A 3,494-nucleotide genomic window follows, 5' to 3' on the forward strand; every position below is an offset into this window, starting at 1 on the left:
ATATTATATAATTAAAATGCAAATTTAAAAGAAAGGATATATTATTTTGAAGAAATTATTTAAAATATTTTCTATATTAATTTTATTAATAACAACAACATTAGTTCCTGCCAAGTATACAAATGCTGTTAATAATAATTTAACTAATCAAGTTAGAATTTTTAACTTGAGTTATTCGGGACTACCTAGTAATCAGAGTGGAAATCTAGAGACAATGTTATTGGATTTTGATTTTTCTGGAGAGTATGATGCTTCTTCTTTAGGAGATACTATTCAGTCGGGAGATTACTTTACAGTTCCATTTAATTCACAAGATTCTAATATTACCTTGGGCAATGCGGAATATCCGCTATTAAATGAGGAAGGTACCAGATTAGGAACTTTAACTACAAATAGACAGTCAGGATTACTGACCTTTACATTTAATGACGATATTGTAGGATTAGATAATGTTAAAGGAACTTTTAAAGTAAAAGCAACTGCTAAAGTCGTTAGAGGAGAAAATAACTTTACTTTTCCTGATGGAACGACAAAGACGGTTAATTATACTGAAGTACAAGAATGGGAAAATAAAGTTAATATTAACGGAGAAGGAATATACAAATCGGTAGAGAAAAATATTAATGCTAATGGAGCACCGCAAGAATTAATAAACAAGTTGATTTCTGGAGAAATCTCTACGGAAGAATATTTGAAAGAGTTAGAAAAGTATTCTACGTCTTCGTTAGTGTGGAAAGTTAGAGTTAATCGTTCAGGTGGAGATTATGGTACTAGTAATGTTACTATAAAAGACTCGTTAAAATTAGATAGTGGAGTTGTTCTTACATATTTAAAAGATAGTTTCGTATTAAATGAGGTAACTTATTCGGATACTACTCCTACTACTGTTAGAAATGTGACTATTACTACTGACGAACAAGAATTTTTATCATCAAACGGAAGCAAAGCTCACCTTACTTTTACAAATGGAGGTACTGCTTTTGTACTAAATTTAGGGAATAATGTCGGAACGAAAAGTTATGAATTGACTTATAAAACTGCGGTTCCAGATGGAGGATATAGTGTATCAAATGGTGTTACATTATATCGTGATCAAGGTGCAGTTTTAACTCATACTTCAAAAACAGAAAATGGTAAGACAGAGAATAATACTAGTACGGAGTCAGTTGCAAAGCATACTGAACAAGCTGTTGGAGGTACAGTAACAGGAGATTTAGTATCAAGAATACGTGTTACAAAGTATGACTCAGAAGATGCTTCTATATTACTAGCTAATGCAGTATTTAAAATTGCAAAAGAAAATAGTCCTAATCAAGTAGTTGCTACTTTAACTACTAATGACAAAGGTGTTGCAATCTCTGACAAGTTAGAACCAGGAAGATATATAGTTAAAGAAACTACTGCTCCATCAGGTTATAGAATAGATAGTTCGTCTAAATTGGTTACAGTAAATGCTAATTCACTTACATATTTACCTGTATCTAACCAAAAAGGAGAAAACGAACCAGAAACTACACAAGTTACTGGACAAAAAGTTTGGGAAGATAATAATAACCAAGATGGAAAACGTCCAGAAAAAATCACAGTTAATTTACTGGCAGATGGTGAGCAAGTAGGCAGTAAAGAAGTAAGTTCAACAAATAACTGGAGTTACGAATTTACAAACTTACCGAAGTTCAAAGACGGACAAGAGATAAAATATACAGTAACAGAAAATCAAGTTGTTGGTTATACAGCAGAAATCAATGGATACAACATAACAAACAAATACACACCAGAAACTACGCAAGTATCTGGAGTAAAAACTTGGGAAGATAATAATAACCAAGATGGAAAACGCCCAACAAGTATCACGGTAAACTTACTAGCTAATGGAGAAATAGTTCAAAGTAAAGAAATAAGTGAGCAAGATAACTGGAGTTACGAATTTACAAACTTACCGAAGTTCAAAGACGGACAAGAAGTAAACTACACAGTAACAGAAAATCAAGTTGAAGGTTACACACCAGAAATCAATGGATACAACATAACAAACAAATACACACCAGAAACTACACAAGTTACTGGACAAAAAACTTGGGAAGATAACAATAACCAAGATGGCAAACGCCCAACAAGCATCACAGTAAACTTACTATCAAATGGAGAAATAGTTCAAATTAAAGAAGTAAGCGAGCAAGATAACTGGAGTTACGAATTTACAAACTTACCGAAGTTCAAAGACGGAAAAGAAGTAAATTATACAGTAACAGAAAATCAAGTTACTGGATATGAAACAATAATCAATGGTTATAACATAACAAACAAATACACTTCAGAAACTACACAAGTATCTGGACAAAAAGTTTGGGAAGATAACAATAACCAAGATGGAAAACGCCCAGAAAGAATTACAGTTAATTTACTGGCAGACGGAGAAATAGTTCAAATTAAAGAAGTAAGCGAGCAAGATAACTGGAACTATGAATTTACAAACTTACCTAAGTTCAAAGACGGACAAGAAGTAAATTATACAGTAACAGAAAACCAAGTTTACGGTTATACAACAGAAATCAATGGATATAACATAACAAACAAATACACACCAGAAGTTACTAATGTATCTGGAGTAAAAACTTGGGAAGATAATAATAACCAAGATGGAAAACGCCCAGAAAAAATCACAGTTAATTTACTGGTAGATGGTGAGCAAGTAGATAGTAAAGAAGTGAGTGCCTCAGATAACTGGAGTTACGAATTTACAAACTTACCGAAGTTTAAAGACGGAAAAGAAGTAAGTTATACAGTAACAGAGAATCAAGTTGACGGATATACACCAGAAATCAATGGATACAACATAACAAACAAATACACACCAGAAACTACACAAGTTACTGGAGTAAAAACTTGGGAAGATAATAATAACCAAGATGGAAAACGCCCAACAAGCATCACAGTAAACTTACTATCAAATGGAGAATTAGTTCAAAGTAAAGAAGTAAGCGAGCAAGATAACTGGAGTTACGAATTTACAAACTTACCGAAGTTCAAAGACGGAAAAGAAGTAAATTATACAGTAACAGAAAATCAAGTTGCTGGATATACACCAGAAATTAACGGATACAATATAACAAATAAATATACACCAGAGGTTACGCAAGTATCAGGACAAAAAACTTGGGAAGATAAAAACAATCAAGATGGCAAACGCCCAGAAAAAATCACAGTTAATTTACTGGCAGATGGCGAGCAAGTAGATAGTAAAGAAGTAAGTGCAACAGATAACTGGAGTTATGAATTTACAAACTTACCGAAGTTCAAAGACGGAAAAGAAGTAAATTATACAGTAACAGAAAATCAAGTTTACGGATATACAACAGAAATCAATGGATACAACATAACAAACAAATACACGCCAGAAGATACACAAGTTACTGGAGTAAAAGCTTGGGAAGATAATAATAACCAAGATGGAAAACGCCCAACAAGCATCACAGTAAATTTACTATCAAATG

1 protein-coding gene is annotated in these 3,494 nt (G+C 32.7%); it reads left to right on the plus strand.

Annotated elements, in window-relative coordinates:
- Positions 1-46: 46 nt before the first annotated feature.
- The coding region (locus tag HZY83_RS01585) for a Cna B-type domain-containing protein (protein WP_179942346.1) at positions 47-3,494 on the plus strand (3,448 nt) is incomplete at its 3' end.

Origin of the sequence: Gemella sp. GH3 (assembly GCF_013415425.1) — a bacterium.
In the GTDB taxonomy this organism is placed as follows: domain Bacteria; phylum Bacillota; class Bacilli; order Staphylococcales; family Gemellaceae; genus Gemelliphila.